At 48.8% G+C, this 20,471-nt stretch carries 20 protein-coding genes; 3 read left to right on the top strand and 17 right to left on the bottom strand.

The window, feature by feature from the left end; translation table 11 throughout:
* Positions 1 to 65 precede the first annotated feature (65 nt).
* Positions 66 to 596, bottom strand: coding sequence for a hypothetical protein (locus BC349_RS10195; RefSeq protein WP_187256623.1), 531 nt, complete (start codon positions 594 to 596; stop codon positions 66 to 68).
* A 294-nt stretch (positions 597 to 890) separates the two neighbouring features.
* On the opposite strand from BC349_RS10195, the gene BC349_RS10190 reads away from it, so the two are divergent.
* Positions 891 to 3,155: a xanthine dehydrogenase family protein molybdopterin-binding subunit gene (locus tag BC349_RS10190; protein WP_187256622.1), complete on the top strand. Its 2,265-nt coding sequence runs from the start codon at positions 891 to 893 to the stop codon at positions 3,153 to 3,155.
* Here the strand turns inward: BC349_RS10190 and BC349_RS10185 are convergent.
* From BC349_RS10185 to BC349_RS10175, 3 genes are read right to left on the bottom strand one after another with little or no spacing between them, the layout of a single operon-like run.
* A complete protein-coding gene (locus BC349_RS10185) occupies positions 3,107 to 5,032 on the bottom strand; it encodes a sialate O-acetylesterase (RefSeq protein ID WP_187256621.1) in 1,926 nt (641 codons plus the stop codon). The two genes, BC349_RS10190 and BC349_RS10185, sit on opposite strands and share 49 nt — an antisense overlap.
* A 25-nt stretch (positions 5,033 to 5,057) precedes the next feature.
* The gene (locus tag BC349_RS10180) at positions 5,058 to 5,804 is read right to left on the bottom strand and encodes an SDR family NAD(P)-dependent oxidoreductase (protein WP_187256620.1); all 747 of its coding nucleotides are present in this window, start codon (positions 5,802 to 5,804) and stop codon (positions 5,058 to 5,060) included.
* Positions 5,805 to 5,822: 18 nt separating this feature from the next.
* Positions 5,823 to 7,952: an alpha-glucuronidase family glycosyl hydrolase gene (locus tag BC349_RS10175; RefSeq protein WP_187256619.1), complete on the bottom strand. Its 2,130-nt coding sequence runs from the start codon at positions 7,950 to 7,952 to the stop codon at positions 5,823 to 5,825.
* Between the two features lie 145 nt (positions 7,953 to 8,097).
* Between BC349_RS10175 and uxuA the strand changes: the two genes are divergently transcribed.
* Together uxuA and BC349_RS10165 are read left to right on the top strand one after the other, a co-directional pair.
* Positions 8,098 to 9,267 (top strand): mannonate dehydratase, encoded by a 1,170-nt coding sequence (gene uxuA / locus BC349_RS10170; RefSeq protein ID WP_343063679.1) that lies wholly within the window; start codon positions 8,098 to 8,100, stop codon positions 9,265 to 9,267.
* Between the two features lie 371 nt (positions 9,268 to 9,638).
* Positions 9,639 to 11,420: a WG repeat-containing protein gene (locus tag BC349_RS10165; protein WP_187256618.1), complete on the top strand. Its 1,782-nt coding sequence runs from the start codon at positions 9,639 to 9,641 to the stop codon at positions 11,418 to 11,420.
* A gap of 5 nt (positions 11,421 to 11,425) precedes the next feature.
* On the opposite strand, the gene BC349_RS10160 is transcribed toward BC349_RS10165, so the two are convergent.
* The 13 genes from BC349_RS10160 to BC349_RS10100 all read right to left on the bottom strand — a co-directional run bounded on the left by BC349_RS10160 (position 11,426) and on the right by BC349_RS10100 (position 20,471).
* Positions 11,426 to 12,199, bottom strand: coding sequence for a metallophosphoesterase family protein (locus tag BC349_RS10160; protein WP_187256617.1), 774 nt, complete (start codon positions 12,197 to 12,199; stop codon positions 11,426 to 11,428).
* Positions 12,200 to 12,206: 7 nt separating this feature from the next.
* A complete protein-coding gene (gene arsB, locus BC349_RS10155; protein ID WP_281384567.1) occupies positions 12,207 to 13,298 on the bottom strand; it encodes an ACR3 family arsenite efflux transporter in 1,092 nt (363 codons plus the stop codon).
* A gap of 48 nt (positions 13,299 to 13,346) precedes the next feature.
* A complete protein-coding gene (locus BC349_RS10150; protein ID WP_187256616.1) occupies positions 13,347 to 13,658 on the bottom strand; it encodes an ArsR/SmtB family transcription factor in 312 nt (103 codons plus the stop codon).
* Between the two features lie 102 nt (positions 13,659 to 13,760).
* Complete coding sequence (locus BC349_RS10145) at positions 13,761 to 14,342, bottom strand: formylmethanofuran dehydrogenase subunit E family protein (protein ID WP_187256615.1); 582 nt, start codon at positions 14,340 to 14,342, stop codon at positions 13,761 to 13,763.
* On the bottom strand, positions 14,339 to 14,791 hold the full coding sequence (locus BC349_RS10140; protein ID WP_187256614.1) for a DinB family protein: 453 nt from the start codon (positions 14,789 to 14,791) through the stop codon (positions 14,339 to 14,341). Before BC349_RS10140 ends, BC349_RS10145 begins: the two co-directional genes overlap by 4 nt.
* A gap of 8 nt (positions 14,792 to 14,799) precedes the next feature.
* On the bottom strand, positions 14,800 to 15,774 hold the full coding sequence (locus BC349_RS10135; RefSeq protein WP_187256613.1) for a permease: 975 nt from the start codon (positions 15,772 to 15,774) through the stop codon (positions 14,800 to 14,802).
* A gap of 32 nt (positions 15,775 to 15,806) precedes the next feature.
* On the bottom strand, positions 15,807 to 16,040 hold the full coding sequence (locus BC349_RS10130) for a thioredoxin family protein (protein WP_187256612.1): 234 nt from the start codon (positions 16,038 to 16,040) through the stop codon (positions 15,807 to 15,809).
* A gap of 5 nt (positions 16,041 to 16,045) precedes the next feature.
* On the bottom strand, positions 16,046 to 16,762 hold the full coding sequence (locus BC349_RS10125; RefSeq protein WP_187256611.1) for a hypothetical protein: 717 nt from the start codon (positions 16,760 to 16,762) through the stop codon (positions 16,046 to 16,048).
* Positions 16,763 to 16,816: 54 nt separating this feature from the next.
* A complete protein-coding gene (locus BC349_RS10120) occupies positions 16,817 to 17,122 on the bottom strand; it encodes an ArsR/SmtB family transcription factor (protein ID WP_187256610.1) in 306 nt (101 codons plus the stop codon).
* A 147-nt stretch (positions 17,123 to 17,269) separates the two neighbouring features.
* Complete coding sequence (locus tag BC349_RS10115; RefSeq protein ID WP_187256609.1) at positions 17,270 to 18,169, bottom strand: cation diffusion facilitator family transporter; 900 nt, start codon at positions 18,167 to 18,169, stop codon at positions 17,270 to 17,272.
* Between the two features lie 109 nt (positions 18,170 to 18,278).
* On the bottom strand, positions 18,279 to 18,464 hold the full coding sequence (locus BC349_RS10110) for a hypothetical protein (RefSeq protein ID WP_187256608.1): 186 nt from the start codon (positions 18,462 to 18,464) through the stop codon (positions 18,279 to 18,281).
* A gap of 26 nt (positions 18,465 to 18,490) precedes the next feature.
* Complete coding sequence (locus BC349_RS10105; protein ID WP_187256607.1) at positions 18,491 to 19,573, bottom strand: FAD-binding oxidoreductase; 1,083 nt, start codon at positions 19,571 to 19,573, stop codon at positions 18,491 to 18,493.
* Between the two features lie 463 nt (positions 19,574 to 20,036).
* Positions 20,037 to 20,471: a rhodanese-like domain-containing protein gene (locus BC349_RS10100; RefSeq protein WP_187256606.1), complete on the bottom strand. Its 435-nt coding sequence runs from the start codon at positions 20,469 to 20,471 to the stop codon at positions 20,037 to 20,039.

Raw genomic sequence — 20,471 nt, 5'->3', positions numbered from 1 at the left:
AATTAAATAGAATGCCCCTTATATGGCCGAAGCCATATTCTTAAAGGAACCGGATCTGTCAGGATTCAGGCCAGGTGCCGCTTCCAGGAGTGGTAAAGAATGAAGAAGGGAACTTTGGGCCGGTTGCCAATGGCGGATGAAATCTGCGATAACCTGTTCCTGATAAACGCTGTATAGAACAATTCCGCCGACGAATATTTTACAATATCCTGGCACGTGAAGGCATCGGTAATGAACTTGTCGTCTTCTTCCTCCGAGATCTCCATTTCACTGTCAACCGGATTCGATTCGAAAGGAAGATGATAGGAAAATTGCGCGGAGCTCAGCGGATGGTCCGGCTGAATTTTGGAACAATTGTCTTCTGTTGGGGTAAATACGCCGACTGATTGGGAAAACGACTTCAGGGGCGCGGCAGTAAGGAAGAAGGCAAGCAGCGGTAACAAGCAGTATTGGAATACCGCTTTGATGCCTGCGGGATATTGCCTTGATATGTTCGTTTGTTTGCTGCTTCTTGCCATTCCGATGGGTGAAGATACAAAGGGATGGCCAAAACTTTGTAAGGATGGCCAGTTTTTTCGGAATGGGCGCTTTATCACACAACGCTTTTTCCGGAGATGCCAGAAATACTGCCTGCTTTTTTGTTAGCTGAACCAGCTTGATTCCAAAGGCATGATAAGGAAGCGCTGCATGTAAATACATATTACCGGTAAAATTGGTTGGTAATTCTGTTATCTATCTACTTAAAAGCAGGTAAATTGTTGGGGGATTTACGCTGCATAACATTTGGGATTGAATGCTGTGCAAATGAGCTGTATTAATACCGGTCGTAATTCCGGCTTTATTAGGGCATTTTCCCTCAAAACGGCCGCCGGTCAATAAAAAATATCATCATGAAACATGCCTCATCCTTATCCAGGAGAGCCTTCCTGAGATCTTCGGCGCTTACCGGCGGCGGACTGCTGATTAGTTTTAGCTGGATTCCTGCGCTGGCCGCCGGGGCCGCCGGGGTCGCAGGTTTGTCCGCCGATGATGCCACCAGTATCCAACTGAACGGATACCTGAAAATCGGCAGCGACGGATCCATCACCATCATGTCGCCCAACCCCGAAGGCGGACAAAATGTAAAGACCGGCATGCCGATGATCGTTGCCGAAGAACTGGATGTGGACTGGCATAAAGTTTTGATAGAACAGGCCGGATTAAATACCAAATACTATACCCGCCAGTTTATCGGCGGCAGCCAGGCCATCCGCCAGAGCTGGCTGGTGCTGCGCATGGCCGGCGCTTCCGCCAGGCACCTGCTCCGTATGGCTGCCGCACAGGCCTGGAACCTGCCCCTGGAAGAAATTACCACCTTCGCCGGTGTATTGCACCACGCGCCAACAGGCAAATCTGCCCACTATGGAAGCATGGCGGCAGCGGCTGCCAAACTGGATATCCCGCCTGATGTTAAACTGAAAAACAAACAGGATTTTACCCTGATTGGTAGCTCACAAAAGAATGTGGATGGATTAAAAATCGTAACCGGACAACCCCTGTTCGGATCCGATATCCAGCGCAAGGGTATGCTGATCGGCATGATCGTTCACCCGCCCGCTTTCGGCATGAAACTGAAATCAATAGACGACAGCGCCGCCAGGAAAATGCCCGGGATTGCCGACGTATTCCCCATCCAATCCATGCGCGATGATTTTGAAAGACAGTTTTTTGATACCTGCTCTTTCCCGGAAGTGGTGGCGATTGTAGGGAAGAGCACCTGGGAGGTGATGAATGCGAAAAAAGCCCTGAAAATTGTATGGGAGCCATTTACAGAGCATCACTTCAAAAGAAGCGCTTTTGGCAGCAAACAGGTGGTTACGGTACCAGCGGGACTTGAAAATACTTCGCAGCATCAATCCCGCCTGGAAACGGCATTGCGCCAGCCGGCAAAGATTGTCCGCAAAGACGGCGATCCCGACCTCGCTTTCAAACAGGCCGCCAAAGTCATTGAACGAACTTTTACCGCTCCTTTCCTGGCCCATAACTGCATGGAGCCCATGAATTTTTTCGCAGATGTTTCAGGCGATAAGGCGGAGCTGGTTGGTCCCTTGCAGAAACCCGAACTCACGGAACAAACCCTGTCGGCCCGCCTGGGTATTCCGATTGAAAATATTGATATCCAGATGTCGCGCCTGGGTGGCGGATTTGGTCGCAGGTCCTATGCCCACTGGTTGCTGGAAGCCGCCCTGATGTCGCAAAAAGTAAAAGCCCCGGTTAAGCTGATCTATACCCGGGAGGATGATATGACCGCCGGTATTTATCGCCCCGCCTACATCGCCACCTACCGCGCCGCCCTGGATGCCGATAACAACCTGCTGGCTTTTCATGTGAAGGCAGGCGGCATTCCTGAGAGTCCGCTGGAGGCCAACCGTTTTCCTGCGGGTGCGGTGGAGCATTACCTGGCAGAAGAGTTTACCGTGAACACCAACCTCACCACTGGCTCCTTCCGCGCGCCCAGGTCAAATTTTATCGCTGCAGCGGAACAGGCTTTTCTCGACGAGATAGCAGAAGCGTGCGGTAAGGACCCGATAGATTTCCGACTGGCGCTGCTCGACCGCGCCGCTAATAAACCGGTGGGCAGGCAGAACGACTATGACCCGAACCGATATGCCGGCGTGCTGGAACTGGTGCGTGAAAAATCAGGCTGGGGCCAGTCAACTGCTGGTGTGCACCGCGGCGTGTCTGCTTATTTCTGCCATAACAGCTACGTGGCGGAAGTACTTGATCTCATCATGGAGAAGGGAAAACCAGTGGTGCAGCGCGTTTGCTGCGCCGTGGATTGCGGTATAGTAGTGAACCCCGATGCGGCGATTAACCTGGCAGAAGGTTCTATTGTAGATGGTATCGGTACGGCTTTATATGGCAGGCTAACGGTGAGGGATGGCCGACCGGAGCAACAGAATTTTAATGCCTATCGCATGATCAGGCACAGCGAAGCGCCCAAATCCATTGATGTGCATTTTGTTAAGAACGGGATTGACCCGACGGGTATGGGAGAACCTCCCTATCCGCCGGTGTTTGGCGCCCTGGCAAATGCCCTGTACAAAGCCACCGGCAAAAGGTTGTATCACCAGCCTTTCATGAATGGCGAGGCGGGTAAGCCTTCCCGGTTGTAAATGTTGGCCTGCACCGGGTTGTCTGCCCAGGCGTAACGTACGTACCTGGGCTCCCGTATGCTGTCATGCCATACCAGGATAGTATTTCCTTCAATAACAGCCTTTGCCCAGACAAATTTTTTGTCTGCGCCCGCTATGGCGATATCGCCCGGCGCCTCTCCGTCGCTGGTAACGAGTCCGCCTCCTGTATGGTCAAAATGAAGGGTGATTTTATTTCCGCTGGTGACGGCCTCCCTGAATAACGGTCCGGTGTAAACGATGTTCTCCCCATAGGCAATTTTCAGTGCGTTGAATGCCAGTCTTTCGCCCACATCTTTTTTGTTGTCGGGATGGATATCATTCCACTCGCCCAGGTCAATGGCGACGGCCATTCCTGTACGGGGTACCGACAAAAGCTTTCGCTGCACTTCGCGGAGCTGGGCCCAGTTGCTTTCTGCCGGCAGGTACCGGTAGTCCATATAGCCCGGCAATTGCACGTATAAAAAGGGAAGTTCACCCTGGTTCCAAACCTGCCGCCATTGCCCGATCTGTGCCTTCGCCAGTGCCTCGTATGCCAGCGGATTCCCGGCATCAGTTTCTCCCTGGTACCAGCAGAATCCTTTGATGGTGTAGTTGGTCAGCGGCGCCACCATGGCATTGTAGAGGGCTGAGGGCTGGTGCTGTTCACTGAACCCGGAGGCCGGCGCTGCCATGGTTTGAACCGCGCCTACCTTGTACTGCCATTGTCCCGACAGGTGCACGGTGTCTTCCCCCGCTACCAGGTAGTAGGGCTTGTCCGGCACAAATCCACCCTTGCCGCCGTGGTTGGTGACCCGAACCACGAAAGTATTTTTCCCGGCTTGTAAAATGCCCACCGCCAGCGGATACCTTCTTTGCGGATACTGGTAACCGGTATGCCCGATTTTCTTTCCGTTGATATAGAGTTCATCGGCATCTACGATCCTGCCCAGGAATACTTTTCCGGGCCTGCCCGCCATTGATGCCGGCAGGTTTATTTCCCTGCGATACCATACTGTTCCGTCCAGGTCCCGAAGGCCCTGGTCTTCCCAGTAGCCGGGTATGAAAATATTCCGCCAGCCTGCCGGGCGATAGCCTGTTTCATACCATTTGATATCGCCGCTTAATCCCTTTTCCATCGACCATCCGGACCCTTCCATTGCTGGTGTTGCTGCGCCCTGTGCGGTATTCATAACAGCCGCGTTTTTATTTTTCCGGATGAGTTCCTGCTCAGAGGCAAACCCGCTGAATCCTTCTTCGCCTATCCATGCCCGTATGGGTGTGCCGCCGACGCTGGCATTGATGATGCCTACCGGAACCTGGTAACGCTCCTGAATCTTTTTCGCAAAGAAATATGCCACTGCAGAAAAGGGTCGAACGTTTTCGCCAACGGCCGCTGTCCAGTTTCCGGCGGGCAGGTCAGACGCCGGCCCTGTGAGACTTGTTCCAACCGGCACCAGGAACTGGCGGATCTCCGGATTGTTGGCGGTGGCGATTTCCTTCGCATAGGCGATATCGTGAATATTCATCTGGTGCACCATATTGCTCTGCCCGCTGCAGAACCATACTTCCCCGAACAGGATTTCTTTGAGACGGATGGTATTGGTGCCCTGTACCTCCATGGTATATGGCCCGCCTGCCGCAGTGGCCGGGAGGCGAAGCATCCATTGTCCCGCTGCATTTCCCCTGGTCCGGTAGGTTTTCCCCCTGAACCGCAGGCTGATGTTTTCATTCGCGGCAGACCATCCCCAGATATTGACGGGCTGGTCGCGCTGCAGTATCATACTGTCGCGAATGATGCGCGGCAGTTTTATTTCCGCTTTTATTTCCTGCCCGGCACCGACTGCCATCAGCAGCAAAATGATGAAAAGTTGTTTCATGGCCCTGGTTATTGTTTTCACTGCTTTAAAATCCAATGCTGTTGCCTCCGTCCACGGGCAATACCACTCCTGTTACATAAGCGGCGGCATCACTGGCCAGGTACAGCGCAGCGGCACCGATGTCCTCCGCCTGCCCCATATGCCCTATGGGGGTTCTTGCCATCACGCGTGCTTTTCGTTCGGGGTCACTGTCCAGTGCCTTTGCAGTCATCGCACTGTAAATGAAACCGGGTGCAATGGCGTTGACCCTGATGCCCTGGGGCGAGAGCTCCACTGCCATGGCCCGCGTCATGCCGTCAATGGCGGTTTTGCTGGCCGAATAGGCTATCACTTTCGGCAGCCCGTATTGCGCAGCCATGGAACTGATATGTATGATGCAGCCTTTTTTTCGGTTGAGCATGTCCTTTACTACCTCCCTGCTGAGCACGAATACACCGGTTACATTGGTGTTCAGTATCCGTATGAATTCATCGGTGCTTACTTCTGTGAACCCTTTCTTCTGGTTGATGCCGGCATTGTTCACAAGGATATCAATCTGCCCAAATTCTTCTAAAATGCCATTCACAAATCCCGGTATGCTGTCAAAGTCACTGACGTCACACTGCCTGGCATAACAGTGATCCCCCAGCGCTGATGCGGCAGCGTTTAATTTTTCCTGGTCCCTGCCGGCAATGATGGTGGTTATTCCCGCTCCGGTAAATGCTTTCGCAATGGCATATCCCAGTCCCGATCCACCGCCGGTTACCAGGGCTGTTTTCTTTTCTGATGGCATGTGTTTTTTTTATCCGCTTCAATTACCCGGTGCATAGGGAAACCGGAGTGTTTTATAATAGTCGAGGCTGTGTTCCGGTTGCCCGTACACTGCCGGTATGGGCTGCCGGCTGAATGTCTGGAAATACAACAAACAGGCGTCTCTCCACCATTTCGCTTCCTGGTGCTGGATGTTCAGCAGCATCTTCACCTGGCGATAGCGCTGTTCGTCTGTTTTCTTTCCGGCTTTCTCCCAGGTTTCCTGCATCCGGGCCACCCCTTCCACTCCCTGGTTGTATTGGTGGCAGAGTTCATTCCACAAACTGCGGCCGCTTTTCATCCTGTGCTGCCAGGGCAGGTGATGGAACCAGAGCAGGTATTCTTCCGGACAGGTGTCGGGATCTGCCCATGTCGCTGCCGCGCCGGGATGGTACTGCCCCAGGGCATTGCTGCCCGATGAGGTACGATCAAAGCCAATGCCGGCGCTGTCGGCACGGTGGTAATATACGGGGTTCCATTCGGGGCGCGACAGGTCAGCTATCCAGGGAGCGGGACCGTAATGGTGGCCGGTGGCCATGATATGGTGTAATCCTATGGGGTTCATGTACTGCACCATGGTTTCCCGCGAGGCCAGCATCATCCGGGTGATTTCCTGTACAAACCCGGGGTCGTTGGTATAACTCATGCGCACCCATTCTTCCGCGATGGCGGCGGCGCTTAACTGGTGGTCCCAGGCCAGCCGCCCCAGCGCATACCAGTTGGCCTGCCCGAAGGGATGACCTGTCCAGTTGATGTCCGTGCCGATATTGGCCACACCTGCCATACCATTCAATGCATGTCCCTGCAAACTGCCATCCACCACTTTGGCAACGGTGCTGCCCTTTCCTTTGCTGTAGGTGTCACTGTCGAGGCATTCCTTGAACAGCGGCGCCAGGTACACGAGGTGGGTGCCCTGCCCGAGGTATTCCTGGGTTACCTGGAATTCCATCAGCAGGGGCGTCTGGGGCATGGCGCCAAAAAGCGGATGAAAGGGTTCACGGGGCATGAAATCGATGGCCCCGTTTTTCACTTGTACGAGTACGTTAGGCCTGAATTTTCCGTCCAGCGGCACGAATTCATTGTAGGCCTGTTTGTGCCGGTCGTCCGACACTTCGGCGCTGTAAACAAAGGCCCGCCAGATGACTATGCCTTTAAACGGAGCGATGGCATCCGCCAGCATATTGGCTCCTTCCGCATGGTTGCGATGGTAGTCCTGCGGCCCCGGTTGTCCTTCACTGTTAGCCTTCACCAGGAAGCCGCCGAAATCGGGCACCAGCGCATAGATTTCGCTGATCTTGTTTTTCCACCACAACTGCACCCGCGGATCAAGCGGGTCGGCTGTTGGCAACTGTCCCGATTCCACCGGCGCACTGAAACGGGCGGTGAGATATACTTTGATGCCATAGGGGCGATAGGTGTCGGCCAGCGCTTTTACTTTCTGCAGGTAGGGCGGGGTGAGTACGGTGGCATTGGCATTCACATTGGTGAGCACGGTGCCGTTGATGCCCAGGGAGGCATTGGCACGGGCATAGTCTGTATATCGCTGGTCTATGTATCCCGGCAGGGTATGCCAGTTCCAGATGGAGAATCCCGCATAACCACGCTCCACCGTGCGGTCCAGGTTGTCCCAGTGATTCAGCATCCTCAGTTTCATCCGCGGAACAGAACGGATGTTCAGGCTGGCAATTGATTCCTGCGTTTGCAGCAGTCGCAGAAAATGAAAGACCCCATACAAAACCCCGCGGTCGGTATTGGCCGTGATCACCAACACCTGACCTGCGCCGGTGCCGGTTGTTTTGATGATAAACCCTTCGTCGCCCAGTGTTGACAGTTCTGCCTTTGACAGTTTAGCAGAAGCAGTTTCTATCAGCAGGGTGGTGGTGGCACCCTGCTGGCGGGTGATCTCCGGCTTCCTGCCGGTGAGTCCGGACAGTGCCGTCAGCAGTTCTTTTTCCGCCAAGGCCATCGTGGGGGTATTGCCGGTGAGCGCAATGCTCCTGGTTTGCCGTGCGTAACTTTCCAGCAACCGGCTGTTCGTAACGCGGTCATACCTTAACCATAACCGGTAGCCGTCTTCCGCCTTCAGGGTGGAATGAAACAGCAATAGCAGCAGGAGGGAATATATTTTCATGGAGGCAATCGATTTTACCAGCTTTGTTATTGCCGGTTTCTTTTCCTGAAAATAACCAGAATTCAGGATACTTGCCTGTTCCGCATATCCTTGCTGCTATACCCCGCTAATCTTTATCTTAGGCGGTAAATTAATACCATCCATTATGCTGATGCATCAAACCATGCGCTGGTACGGCCCGCATGACACAGTTAGCCTGTCTGATATCCGTCAGTCTGGCGCTACCGGCGTGGTGACCGCCCTGCACCAGGTTCCGGTGGGTGAACTGTGGACCATCGAAGCCATCGAAGAACGCAAACAACTGGTGGAAGCCGCGGGGTTAACCTGGACGGTGGTGGAGAGCCTGCCGGTGAGCGATGATATTAAAAGGCAGTCGGGCGACTTCCAACGCCATATCCGCCACTACCAGGAGAGCCTGCGCAACCTGGGCGCCTGCGGCATCCGGGTGGTTACTTATAATTTCATGCCGGTGCTCGACTGGCTGCGCACCGATGTGTATTATCCCCTGCCCGATGGCAGCACCATGCTTTATTTCAACCGGCTCGATTTCCTGGTGTTCGACCTCTTCCTGCTCAAGCGCCCGGGCGCCGAATCTGAATACCCGGCCGATGCGGTGAACAAAGCCCGCACCCGATACGAGTCCATGTCAGAAGCAGCACAACGCTATCTGTTTACCAATATGATGCTGGGATTGCCGGGCAGCGACGATGCTTTCACGGCCGCACAGGTGCTGTCGGAGCTGGATAAATACCAGGGCATCGACGCAAAAAAACTGAAGGACCACCTGTTTTATTTCCTGCGGGAAGTAGTGCCGGTGGCGGAAGCAGCCGGCGTAAAAATGGCCATCCATCCCGATGACCCTCCTTACCCGGTACTGGGCCTGCCCCGGATCATGAGCACGGAGGCGGATGCGGCCGACTTATTACAAGCCGTTCCGTCACCCGCCAATGGTCTCTGTTTCTGTACCGGCTCCTTTGGCGCCAGGCCCGATAACGATATACCTGCCATGCTTAAACGATTTGGCGATTCGATCCATTTTCTCCACCTCCGCAATACCAGAAGGGATGCGGAAGGAAATTTTTACGAGGCCGATCACCTTGATGGGGATACCGATATGGTTGCCGTTATCAGGGAAGTGCTCGCCATCCAGAAAAGACGCGGCATCTCCCTGCCTATGCGACCCGATCATGGTCACCAGATGCTCGACGACCTGAAGAAGAAAACCTATCCGGGTTATTCCGCCATCGGCCGGTTAAAGGGACTCGCGGAACTCAGGGGAGTGGAGTACGCCATCCACCGCGCCGCTATTTATTGATGCCTTTCATGGTTCGGTTGGGCTGCACCTGAATTCAACCAAAGAGGAGTTGTTCGGATATTTGTGCCTGGGTTCCGCCATTTCCATGCCTGCAGGATGATGATAAGCAGTAAAATGGTTTCATTTTTTTTGGACAGGTTGCTGGGATTTCGGCCAATAATCTTGTGCTGCTTTTTGCAGGAAGCATATTCCTGGAAGCCGCGGTATACAGATACAAAAAGAGACCGTGAATCAGGGGGAAAAGGAGCTGGTAATCCCAATACCAAATGAATATTATTTTCGTTAACTGTTTGTAATAACCCTGTGGCAGGGCTTATCAGCCCGAAGCTCAGCTAAATATTGTACATTGTTTCATCAAAATGGTTAAGTAAATGATGGTAGCAAATCGGTCGGCTTTTGGTGCCCTCCTGTTTTTATTTTCCTTCCTCTTTGTTAGTACTATTCCCTCCTATGCGCAGGACCCCGATCCGGATGATTTTGCGGATATAGATAATATGTTCAGCGATTTGCTGGATGCACAGTATTTCACCAAGGCGGAAGAAAAGGGGTATGCTTATTTTGGTCCGCCTACAGGTTTAAAACTGAAAATCCGCCACCAGGGGAAATACGCCTTTATGAATATAGATGGTTCCATCGCAGGTACTTTCTACGACTTCGTGGTGGATTTTAAGAATGGCTTTGCAGGCGTTTCCCGCAATAAAAAATGGGGCTTTGTTGACATGAATGGCGAAGAGATCGTCCAGCCCCGTTATGATATGGCAGACGATTTTTATGGCGGACTTGCCCGGGTGATTCTGAATGGAAAGTTTGGTTATGTCGATGACAAAGGAAATGAAATCACCCCTATGGTCTATGAGTACGCCGGTAATTTCAGTGATGGTTACGCCTGGGTGAAAAAGAACGATGAATGGGTTATACTGGATAAAAAGGGAAAGGAAATAAAATCGCTGAAGGTGGATGGGGTAAAGGCTTTTTCCGATGGAGTGGCCGTGGTGTCCAAATCCGGGAAAGAAGGCCTGGTTGATGCTGCCGGAAAGGCTTTGACGCGAATAAAATATGATAGGATTTATTCCTTCAGGAATAATATGCTGGCCCTGGTGAAAACAGAAAAAAAACTATGGGGCTTTATCGACAAAAGGGGAGAAGAGGTTATCAGGCCGGAGTATGAGGATGCATTTTCTTTTGAAGAGGGACTGGCACGTATCAAAAAAGACGGTAAATGGGGATATATCGATTCCACAGGAAAGCTGATGATAGCGCCGCAGTTTGACTATGTGTTTGATTTCGATAAAAAAACAGGCATAGCCATTGCCGCCCGGAACATGGAATATCTTTTCATCGACCGTACGGGAAAACCTGTTTCCAATTTCAGGTGGATGGTAAAAAATAATGCACTGGATGAACCCGATTATATAGAACCTGTTTTCTCGAAAGGAATAGCCATCGTTTCCAACGGCGCTTCTCTTTATCGGATCCAGTCCAATGGTCTCGGTGCAAAGCCGCTGCCCTACCCGGTTGCGGGAAATTATCACAACGGACTGGCCGTGGTGGGCGATGGAAAGAAATATGGTTTTATTGATATGAATGGCCAGATCGCCATCCCATTGAAATACGATGAGGTCAGTGTTTTTGATAATGATGTAGCACTGGTGGAGGAGGGCAATACCAAAAAATTCATTGACCGGTCGGGGAATGTGGTGGGGGTTATGCCTTCCACCATAGAAAAGTCCTCCGCTGTGATTAAGCACAACCGGGTGGCCGTTAAATCCGGCGGCAAATGGGGTTATATGGATGCCAGCGGTGAGCTGGTCATACCCTGTCAGTTTGAAGAAGCATCCAATTTTGCAGAAGAACTTGCTATGGTAAAAAAGGACGGCAAGTATGGATTTATCACCGATAAGGGAAGGCTGGCGATACCCTTCGCCTTTTCCGATGCGGGTCCTTTTTACAATGGTTTTGCTGCCGTGAAATTACAAAGCGGCTGGGGGTTCATAGATAAAACAGGCAGACTCCGGATTCCGGCAAGGTTTAATTTTCCCGGCAAGTTTTACGACAACGAAATAGAGCTGGAAGTGGCGTCTGGAAAGAATTCCCTTTTTCCTGTTAAGGCAAGATTGAACAAACGCAGTATGCCGGTGCTGGAGGAAGATTAAGGGTATCAATACCCCCTCCTTAACATATCGGCATATTCATTGGGCAGGGGGCTTTCTTCCACCGCCCTTGCCGCTTTCTCTACGTCGTAGTCAAACCGTATGAACTCCGCCTGTATGGCTTCCTTATTGGAAATGCTGCTGTCGGAATTGATTGTTAAGATTACATAACAACCCCTGGGTGTGCCGTCCTTGGGTTTTCCCACAGAACCGATATTGATGGCATGACGGTAATGTGGCTGGTCTCCGGCTTCGGTGGGTAATATCCTGTGATAAGGCTTGTGTGTATGTCCGAAACACATGATGTCGGCATCGGCCTGCTCCATGATGCGCAACAGGCTTTTCTCCTCGCGGTCTTCGAAGAGGTATTCATTGATCTTCCTGGGACTTCCATGCACCAGCAGGAGATTGAGTTTGTCGTTGTTCAGTTGAAACTCCACCCGTATATGCGACGGCAGGGTTCTCAGGTATTTTCTTTCATCGGGCAACACCAGGGAGTTGGTATAGGAGATGGAAATTTTTCCCATGTCCTTTTCCGTGTCGGTCTTATATGCGCAGCCGCATTCATCTGTCATCAACCCGATGCCCTGGTCGTAATTGCCCGCAATGGTAGGAATGCCTCTTTTCCTGATTTCATTGATCACTTCATTGGGCCAGATATTATAACCCACCAGGTCACCCAGACAGTAAATGGCATCCGGCTTTTGTTCTTCCATACTTGTAAAGCAGGCTTCCAGCGCCGGCAGGTTGGCGTGGATGTCGGAAAACAGGGCAATTTTCATACAATGATTATTTAGCAGTGATGGTTGTTGGATAATATTTTTTTCGCAGCCAGAATGCCACATTTACCAGCGCAATCAGTGCCGGCACTTCCACCAACGGCCCGATGACCCCGGCAAATGCCTGTCCGCTGTTGATGCCGAAAACCCCGATGGCCACCGCAATGGCCAGTTCAAAATTGTTGCCGGCAGCCGTAAAGGCAATAGAAGTATTGGTCGAATAATCCGCTCCCAATTTTTTGCCGATAAAGAAACTGACCAGGAACATGATGGCAAAATAGATCACCAGGGGCAGGGCAATGCGCAGCACATCCAGCGGTATCTGAACGATCAGTTCCCCTTTTAAACTAAACATGATCACAATGGTAAACAGCAGGGCAATCAGGGTAATGGGCGATACGAAAGGAATGAATGCTGACTGGTACCATTCATCTCCCTTTAAACGGCGCAACACATACCTGGTGAGGAAACCAGCCACAAAGGGAATGCCGAGGTAGATGGCTACGCTTTCTGCAATCTGTCCGATGGTGATGTTTACTTCCGTTCCCTTCAATCCGATCAGGGGCGGTAAAACGGTAATGAAAAAATAGGCATACACACTGAACATGATCACCTGGAAGATGCTGTTCAGCGCTACGAGTCCGGCTGCATATTCCCTGCTGCCTTCTGCCAGTTCATTCCATACGATCACCATGGCAATGCAGCGCGCGAGGCCAATCAGGATTAACCCCACCATGTATTCCGGGTATCCCTGCAGGAAGGTAACTGCGAGAACAAACATCAGCACCGGGCCAATGACCCAGTTCAGCAGCAGTGATATGCCGAGTATTCTGGTGTTTTTAAATACTTCTTTCAGGTTCTCATACCTGACCTTGGTAAAGGGAGGATACATCATCAGGATCAGCCCGATGGCCAGGGGTATATTGGTGGTGCCCGAGGATAAGGAGTTGATGAATGCTGCCGAGGAGGGAACGAAATAGCCATAAGCCACACCCACCGCCATCGCCAGGAAGATCCACAGTGTCAGGTATCGGTCCAGGAATCCCAGTTTCTTTCTTTCGTGGGCGGGTGCGCAGTTATTGGCGGACATATTTTTCGACATTGTATTATTGCAATATTACGATACGAATAAATAAAAAAAGTTTTTCAATCAGCTTTTTACTGCAAACAGGGAATCAAATTCTTTTTTTACCTGCTTCCATACTTTTTCATCTATACAATAGCTGATGCTCTTGCCATCTGCGCAGCCTTTGATGATGCCGATGTTTTTTAATTCCTTCAGGTGCTGGGATATGGTGGGCTGTGCTAAACCTAATTCCTCCACCAGGTCGCCGCAAATACAGTGTTCTGCCCTGGACAGGTGCTGGATGATGGCAATACGGGCCGGGTGCGCCAGTGCTTTGAGCATGGTGGCGATTTTATTCTGCCTGTCAGTAAATATTTCCGATTTGGTGATACCCATACTTATCGCAATATTACGATGTTAGTTCCGGATCGGATCACATTTTTTTAAGTTTTTATTGACGATGTCAGTTTTCAGGAATGAATTACGTAAAATGGGGTTTCAGTTAAAAATTTTTATTTCATCCACGCTGAATGAAGATGTTGGATTAGTTGCCAGTATTTGCGCAAGAAATTTATTTTCCAGTCTTTGTAAGCTGTCGATACTGCAGGCATCCAATTTCCCTGAATTGGCAAGGCTGCCTAAACTATCAATAGCGGGTGGCTTAATACCTGGTTTTAATTTTACTGCCATGGACTTTCCGTTGTCTATCCGCTGGACAATAAACATATAGGGAATGCTGTCTGAAACATAGAAGCTGTTGAACTGGTAGCGGCCACCAGTCAGGTAAAGGGCTATGTCTGTGAGGCAGGGTGATGATTTGCTTACTATTCTGGTATTTGTCCGGTCAATTGTGCTGTCTGGGTACAGGCGATATAATGCTTCCCTCAGTCCAATGAAGCCTACCGCCAAACCATCACATAGATGGCCGTGCAATTTAGTTACATCGTTTAAGGAAATGGTCTGCCTGTTAGTTAGTCTGCCTTTGGAGAAGTCGGTATCAATTACAAATATTCTAGGGTTTTGTGCCTCAGCTGAAAATTTCAGCACAATAAGCAACAGTAATGTTAACCAGTGTCTCATGAAACATATTTTAAAGTAAGGGCCAATTGTCCTGCATGATAGGCCGTATGGGAAATGATCCGGCCAATGGCTTCTGCCTTGGTTTTGGTGCCAAATTCCCGGGTGCTGATGGTTGCCTGCCAATCTTCCTCTGTCTGTTGCCGGATGATGGCTTTCAGGCTGTCACAGGCATATTGCTGGTACTCCAGCAATTCGGCAAGATTGGTCCATTCTCCCGTATCCTGCTGTGCGATAACAGTTTTGGCCTGGACTTTCACATCTGCTCCGCCAAATACATTTTTGGCGAAGAGCAGTTCCACATCCGCAATGTGCCTGATCAGGAATCCTGCACTGTTTCGGGTGTTGATGAGTTTTTTGGCAAGGTCTTCCGGTTTTACCTGGGGTAATAAATTGGTGAACCTGGTGCGGGCTTCCATCCATGATTGCAGGTAGGCTTCGGTGGTATTCATGGTTTTGTTTATAGAATGATATTAAATAAATACCCTGACAGCATAATGAAGAAAGTAACCACCGCGAAAAAGATGGCAATCATTTTCCAGGTCATTACTTTTTTCAGCAGGGTGGCTTCCGGAATGGACAGTCCCACTACCGCCATCATAAAAGCGATGGCCGTGCCGATGGGTATTCCTTTTTGTACAAAAACCTGGATAATCGGCAGCACTCCGGCAGCATTGCTGTACATGGGCACGCCCAGTATAACGGCAATGGGTACCGCAAATGGGTTGTCTTTGCTGATATAGCGTTCAAAGAATCCGGTGGGAATAAAGCCATGCATGGCGGCGCCAATTCCGATACCAATGATGATATACCAGAACACGCCTTTGATGATGCCCAGGGCCTCCTTGAAAATTCCCGGTAGACGTTGCCAAAGGGTTTGTTTTTCTTCCTCCAGTTCCTCTTCGGCTTGCGCATTGGCCAGGATATTCTGTACCCAGGGTGTCAGGTGTTTTTCGAGTTTGAGTCTGCCGAGTACGATTCCGCCTATAGTACCCAGGAGAATACCACTGGTGGCATATATGATGGTTGCTTTCAGTCCGAACATGCCCACAAACATGGCCAGGGCTACTTCGTTTACGAGGGGTGAGGTAATCAGAAAGGCAAAGGTTACTCCCAGGGGAATGCCACCTTTTACGAATCCGATAAACAGGGGTACGGAGGAACAGGAACAGAAGGGCGTGATGGCCCCGAAGGTGGAGGCCAGGAAATATTCCAGTCCGTATAATTTATTGCGGGATAAATAATTACGGATGCGGTCCACCGGGAAATAGGAGTTCACCACCCCCATGATGGAGGTGATCAGGAACAGCAGCAGCAGGATTTTCAGGGTGTCGTACACAAAGAAGTTAAGGGCATCGCCCCACTTGCTGTGCAATGGCAGGCCTGCTACTGTGTATATAAGCCAGTCTGCGAATGATTGTATCCAGTCAAACATCAGGAATGTTTTAAGATCAGCAAATGAAGTGGTTACGACAGGAGTTCCTTTATTTCCTTAACATCTGCCACCCGTCCTTTCACTTTTGCCACTTCATCAATCATCAATACCGGAGTGGTCAGTACATTGTATTTCATCATCTCCTCTATGTCTTCAATTTTGGTTACCTCTGCTTCGATGCCCAATTGTTTTACGGCTTCCAATACATTGTTGTAAGTGGTTTTGCATTTGGGGCAACCCGGACCGAGTACTTTAATCTTTTTCATTTTATTTATTGTTTATGTGGAAGTAATAGTTTTATGGGTGTGGATACATCAAAGGACACGGCATCCAGGTGTCCGGCCTGGTATTTATTGCGCAGCCGGTAGTGGATGTGCAGAAAGCTGTTTGGGCTGGTAAATATTCGCTGGTGGTGCTGCGAATAAAACCCCAGCATCTGTGCCTCCTGGTGCTGGAATGCCTGGCCGTGATTCGCTGCTTTTATAACGTCTGGATTGATTTGCCTAACAGCGGTATCCCTGTACATGATATGTCCCTTCCCTTCCTGTATTTTTCCATACAGCAGGAAGGGGAAGGCCGATGCGGTGTCTATACCTGCCTGGTGGGCTGCCTTGGTGATGGCATCCTGCAGCGCATTCATGGTAGGAATGTTGGTTGTTAGCAACACCGTATCCCATTTGGGGACATCTGCATACACCAGGAAGATGGCTTTCAGGTCTTTCACCTTTTTCCTTAAAAATGGTTTCTTTTCAGCTGTAACGGCTGCTACAAAGGGCTGGCTGTTCCATACGATGATTTCACCGCGCAGACCTTCTACGGGGCCCAGTGCATAAAGATTTTTGGCCCGGATGCTGTCCACCAGGATTTCGGCGTCAACCCGGTTTTCCTGTCCGATCTTGCTCATTTTACCGCGGTGTTGAACCAGTGGTTGGGCCAATGCGAATTGACCCCAGAGGGTAAACACTACTATATTTAATATAGCTTTCATATTGCTTGGTAAGAGGATATTGTTATTAGTTAATATGCTCATGGTTTTGATGAATCAGGCAAAAAAAAGGGCAAAGTAATTTTTAGCATCTTTCCAGGCCTGCTGGTTGATGCAGTATTTAACCCTTGGCGGCATCACATCCCCCTGGATGAATCCCGCCTCCTTTAATTCCTTGAGGTGCTGGGAAATGGTGGATTGTGCCAGCGGGATTTCCTCTGCCAGGTCACCCGTAAAGCAACAGGCCTTTTCACCCAGTAGCTGAAGAATGCGAACCCTGATCGGGTGCGACAGGGCTTTGGCATACCTGGCAAGGGTTTCCTCCTGTTCAGTATAAAGGATGGCGGTGCAGCTGCGTTGCATAATTTGTATTTGTTCATCGCAAATGAACGATGATTCATGAATTGTTTTTGTGCTTTTAGTCACATTTCAGGATGATTTATATCAGATAATTTAGCGGTAATCAACTGCTGCTTTTATATATCAGCAGCTTAATGATCCAAACGATATTTAAATACCTTCCATACAACTGCCATCGTTAATTTCAAACTCAAGTGTGCTATGTTCAATATTCAGGTGTTCAAGCCTGTGACGGATTTCTTTTTTTATTGCTGTAAGATCTGGCATACTGCTTTTATCCGAAATCACAACATGAGCCGTCATTGCATTATAGGTGGTGCTTATAGCCCATATATGCAAATGATGCACACTGACTACACCAATAACAGATTCTATTTTCTTTTTAACTTCCGGCAGGCTGATGCCTTTGGGAACAGCGTCCATTGATAAAATAATACTATCTCTTAATAAACTAATTGTACTGAGTAAAATCATTAAGGCAATTAAAATTCCGATGGCTCCATCCAGCCAATACCAACCCGTGAAAGCAATAAGTATTCCAGCTATAACAACGCCCGCTGAGACCAAAGCATCGGCGGCCATATGCAGGTAAGCTCCTTTAATGTTTAAATCCTTTTTTCGTCCTTTTAAAAATAGCAATGCTGTAATAGTATTAATTACAATTCCTACGCCCGCAACGATTGCCATGTTTTTACCATTGATTATTTCAGGGTTATTTAAACGTGATATACTTTCCCAAAGAATACTACCTACCGCTATTAATAATACAATGGCATTAATCAACGAAACCAAAACAGTAGATTTCCTGTAACCATAGGTGAAGGTTGAAGTTGTTTTAGTTTTTGCAAGCCTGTAAGCAAATAATGCCAACAGTAAACTGGCAACATCGCTCAGGTTGTGGCCTGCATCAGAGAGCAGGGCTACAGAGTGATAATATAATCCGCTTATGGCCTCTACGATTACAAATAATGTATTAAGAATTATACCGATAATAAATGCTCTGTTAAGATTTTTTATTTCAGTGGTATGAGAATGATTGTGTTCGGCCATGTCTAATTAAATAAATTCCCAATGATTGTTTTGATAATGCTTTTATATATGCTGCTTTCGCCAATATGGTTAACCCGGGCAATTAAATCCAAATAGCCGATAGTTACCATTATTGTGCCCAGTGGGTTTTTGTTTGGTTTTCTATTCTGTCTATTTTTTCTTCCAGAATTTGAAGTTTTTGAAGTATTATAGCCAGCACTTCCTGCTGGTTGTTTTGAATTGCAGCGAAAGAGTTTTTCGGGATATTTTCAATTTCTTCCTTAAGGTGATTTTGTGTTGCCCCATCCTGTTTCATGATGTTTAATTTTATTAGTTATAGTATTACAAGCCAAACGAATCTACATGTATGTTCTCCGATCCAATTCCTTTATTCATCAGCGTTTGCATGATGCCCGGCATCATCACAGGTGGACCGGCTACATATGCGTCTGTTTCCGGTAAACCTTTGCTGTTATCGGAAATAACATTAGCCAGTCTTCCAGGATAAACCAGGATTCCTTCTGGTAGTACAGGTAAATTTCCATGGTCTATTGCCAGGATGCAGTTGAAGTTAGGTGCAACATTTTTCCATCGGATGAGTGTTTCTGTTTCGTACAGGTCTTCAGCACTGGCAACGCCCCAATACAATTCTATCCTGCGGGTTTTATCAAGCAAAAGTTGTTGTTCGATCAGGGCTTTAACCGGAGCAAAACCGGTTCCACCCGCTACAAATATCAATGCTTTGTCGGGAGATGATTTCATGGTAAATCCGCCTCGGGGACCACGCACCTGAAGTATGTCTCCTTTTATTAATTCCTTGAAAAGCCAGTTACTTAGCCGTCCTTCTTCTGTATGTCTTATCTGCAATTCAATTGATCCATCAGTTTGCGGGGCGTTGCCTATTGAATAGGCCCTTGGCAACCATTTTCCACCGGGTGGAATAATTTCAACATACTGCCCCGGAATAAACTGGCAAAAACAATCGCCAGGCAGAACCGGGGTGAGTTTAATGATGATTGTTCTGTTGTTGATTGTATTCATTTCCGCCACCTTCATATTTAACACACGGTCAGGATGTGGAATGCTTTCTGCGAATGCCAGTTGTTCCTGTCTTGCGATAAGCTCATCTTCAATGGAATGATGTACACCTGGTTTTGCTTCCAAAGCGAAGATGGTTGAAATAGAAGGAAAATGAATGGCATGGGTTGGACAGGTATTTGAACAGGTGGTACAGCCTACCATGCAATTCAGCGGGTCAACCACTACCGGTTTACGTTTTTCATAATCGTAACGGTAAACCAGGCGGCTGCACCCGGTAACGCAGGTGCCGCAACCGATGCAGGCATCAACATCGATGGCAGGATTCCACTTAATTTCTTCCCGTGAAATTCCGTGCCATGGTTTCAGAAATTTGGGATCAGGCATGATTGGAAAATTAATACACTTACGCTATAATGGTTGTGATGGCAGTCATTTCATTCGATGATTTCAGTAGGCTGATTTCTAACTTGACAATAGTTACTTTTTACCGACCAGCTTGCTTCTGGCAAGGATATGGTTTATCGAAGGAATATATATTTTCAAAATCAGATTGAATAGATAGCCTCGGGTAACGAAAGCCCGGCAACAGCCATCATAAAGGCAATGGTTGTTCGCATTGCCCCAACTTTTTATACTAACACCTGGATATTGGGTAATATTCCTGCCGCATTACAATAAATAGGTGCTACCTGTATTACTTCCAGTGGTACTGCAGAACAGGAGCAATAGGGCGTTATTGTCCCGAAGGTGAATGACAATAAATATCCCAGGCTTTACAGATAATTCCGGGATAAGTATATATGAATACAGCCAATGAGCAAACGGTTATATCCAGTAGACCTTCCAGCTACTTGTTTATAAAAAATTTTGCTTTATCCCCTCTTAAATATTCTGCTAATCCTGTCAGCCCATCGTCAAGATATTTCACACTAAATCCCCTGGTCTTAAGATAAAGCATACCAATTATTGCCCTGTCTTTGTGGGGACAAGCTGTTACTATGATTTTTGTTTTATCAATTTCCGTCAACCGTTGGGGTAACTCTGGCAGTGGAATGTGTTTAGCTACAGGCATATTCCATGACTTATACTCTTCCAAAAAGCGAACATCAATCAGGATTGCTTCCCCCTTTTTTAGCAGTGCAACAAGCTGTTCACTCCCTATTTTCATTTCCTTCCTGCTTTCATAAGTATAATCTGTAAGGTATTTTTCCAGGCTTAACTCCTGTGAGTAAGCAAAAGAACTGCTTAAAGAGAAAATTATCGCAATAAAAATATATTTCAT

Origin of the sequence: Flavihumibacter stibioxidans (assembly GCF_014332695.1) — a bacterium.
Taxonomy (GTDB): domain Bacteria; phylum Bacteroidota; class Bacteroidia; order Chitinophagales; family Chitinophagaceae; genus Flavihumibacter; species Flavihumibacter stibioxidans.
This window is presented reverse-complemented; position numbering and strand designations above follow the sequence as displayed.

Coding starts and splice junctions, on each gene's coding strand:
- BC349_RS10115 (WP_187256609.1), bottom strand. CDS start 18,169: ATGGCCGAACACAATCATTCTCATACCACTGAAATAAAAAATCTTAAC.
- BC349_RS10185 (WP_187256621.1), bottom strand. CDS start 5,032: ATGAAACAACTTTTCATCATTTTGCTGCTGATGGCAGTCGGTGCCGGG.
- BC349_RS10160 (WP_187256617.1), bottom strand. CDS start 12,199: ATGAAAATTGCCCTGTTTTCCGACATCCACGCCAACCTGCCGGCGCTG.
- BC349_RS10180 (WP_187256620.1), bottom strand. CDS start 5,804: ATGCCATCAGAAAAGAAAACAGCCCTGGTAACCGGCGGTGGATCGGGA.
- BC349_RS10150 (WP_187256616.1), bottom strand. CDS start 13,658: ATGGGTATCACCAAATCGGAAATATTTACTGACAGGCAGAATAAAATC.
- BC349_RS10120 (WP_187256610.1), bottom strand. CDS start 17,122: ATGCAACGCAGCTGCACCGCCATCCTTTATACTGAACAGGAGGAAACC.
- arsB (WP_281384567.1), bottom strand. CDS start 13,298: ATGTCGAAAAATATGTCCGCCAATAACTGCGCACCCGCCCACGAAAGA.
- uxuA (WP_343063679.1), top strand. CDS start 8,098: ATGCTGATGCATCAAACCATGCGCTGGTACGGCCCGCATGACACAGTT.
- BC349_RS10100 (WP_187256606.1), bottom strand. CDS start 20,471: ATGAAATATATTTTTATTGCGATAATTTTCTCTTTAAGCAGTTCTTTT.
- BC349_RS10175 (WP_187256619.1), bottom strand. CDS start 7,952: ATGAAAATATATTCCCTCCTGCTGCTATTGCTGTTTCATTCCACCCTG.
- BC349_RS10110 (WP_187256608.1), bottom strand. CDS start 18,464: ATGAAACAGGATGGGGCAACACAAAATCACCTTAAGGAAGAAATTGAA.
- BC349_RS10190 (WP_187256622.1), top strand. CDS start 891: ATGAAACATGCCTCATCCTTATCCAGGAGAGCCTTCCTGAGATCTTCG.
- BC349_RS10165 (WP_187256618.1), top strand. CDS start 9,639: ATGATGGTAGCAAATCGGTCGGCTTTTGGTGCCCTCCTGTTTTTATTT.
- BC349_RS10125 (WP_187256611.1), bottom strand. CDS start 16,762: ATGAAAGCTATATTAAATATAGTAGTGTTTACCCTCTGGGGTCAATTC.
- BC349_RS10135 (WP_187256613.1), bottom strand. CDS start 15,774: ATGTTTGACTGGATACAATCATTCGCAGACTGGCTTATATACACAGTA.
- BC349_RS10105 (WP_187256607.1), bottom strand. CDS start 19,573: ATGCCTGATCCCAAATTTCTGAAACCATGGCACGGAATTTCACGGGAA.
- BC349_RS10140 (WP_187256614.1), bottom strand. CDS start 14,791: ATGAATACCACCGAAGCCTACCTGCAATCATGGATGGAAGCCCGCACC.
- BC349_RS10130 (WP_187256612.1), bottom strand. CDS start 16,040: ATGAAAAAGATTAAAGTACTCGGTCCGGGTTGCCCCAAATGCAAAACC.
- BC349_RS10145 (WP_187256615.1), bottom strand. CDS start 14,342: ATGAGACACTGGTTAACATTACTGTTGCTTATTGTGCTGAAATTTTCA.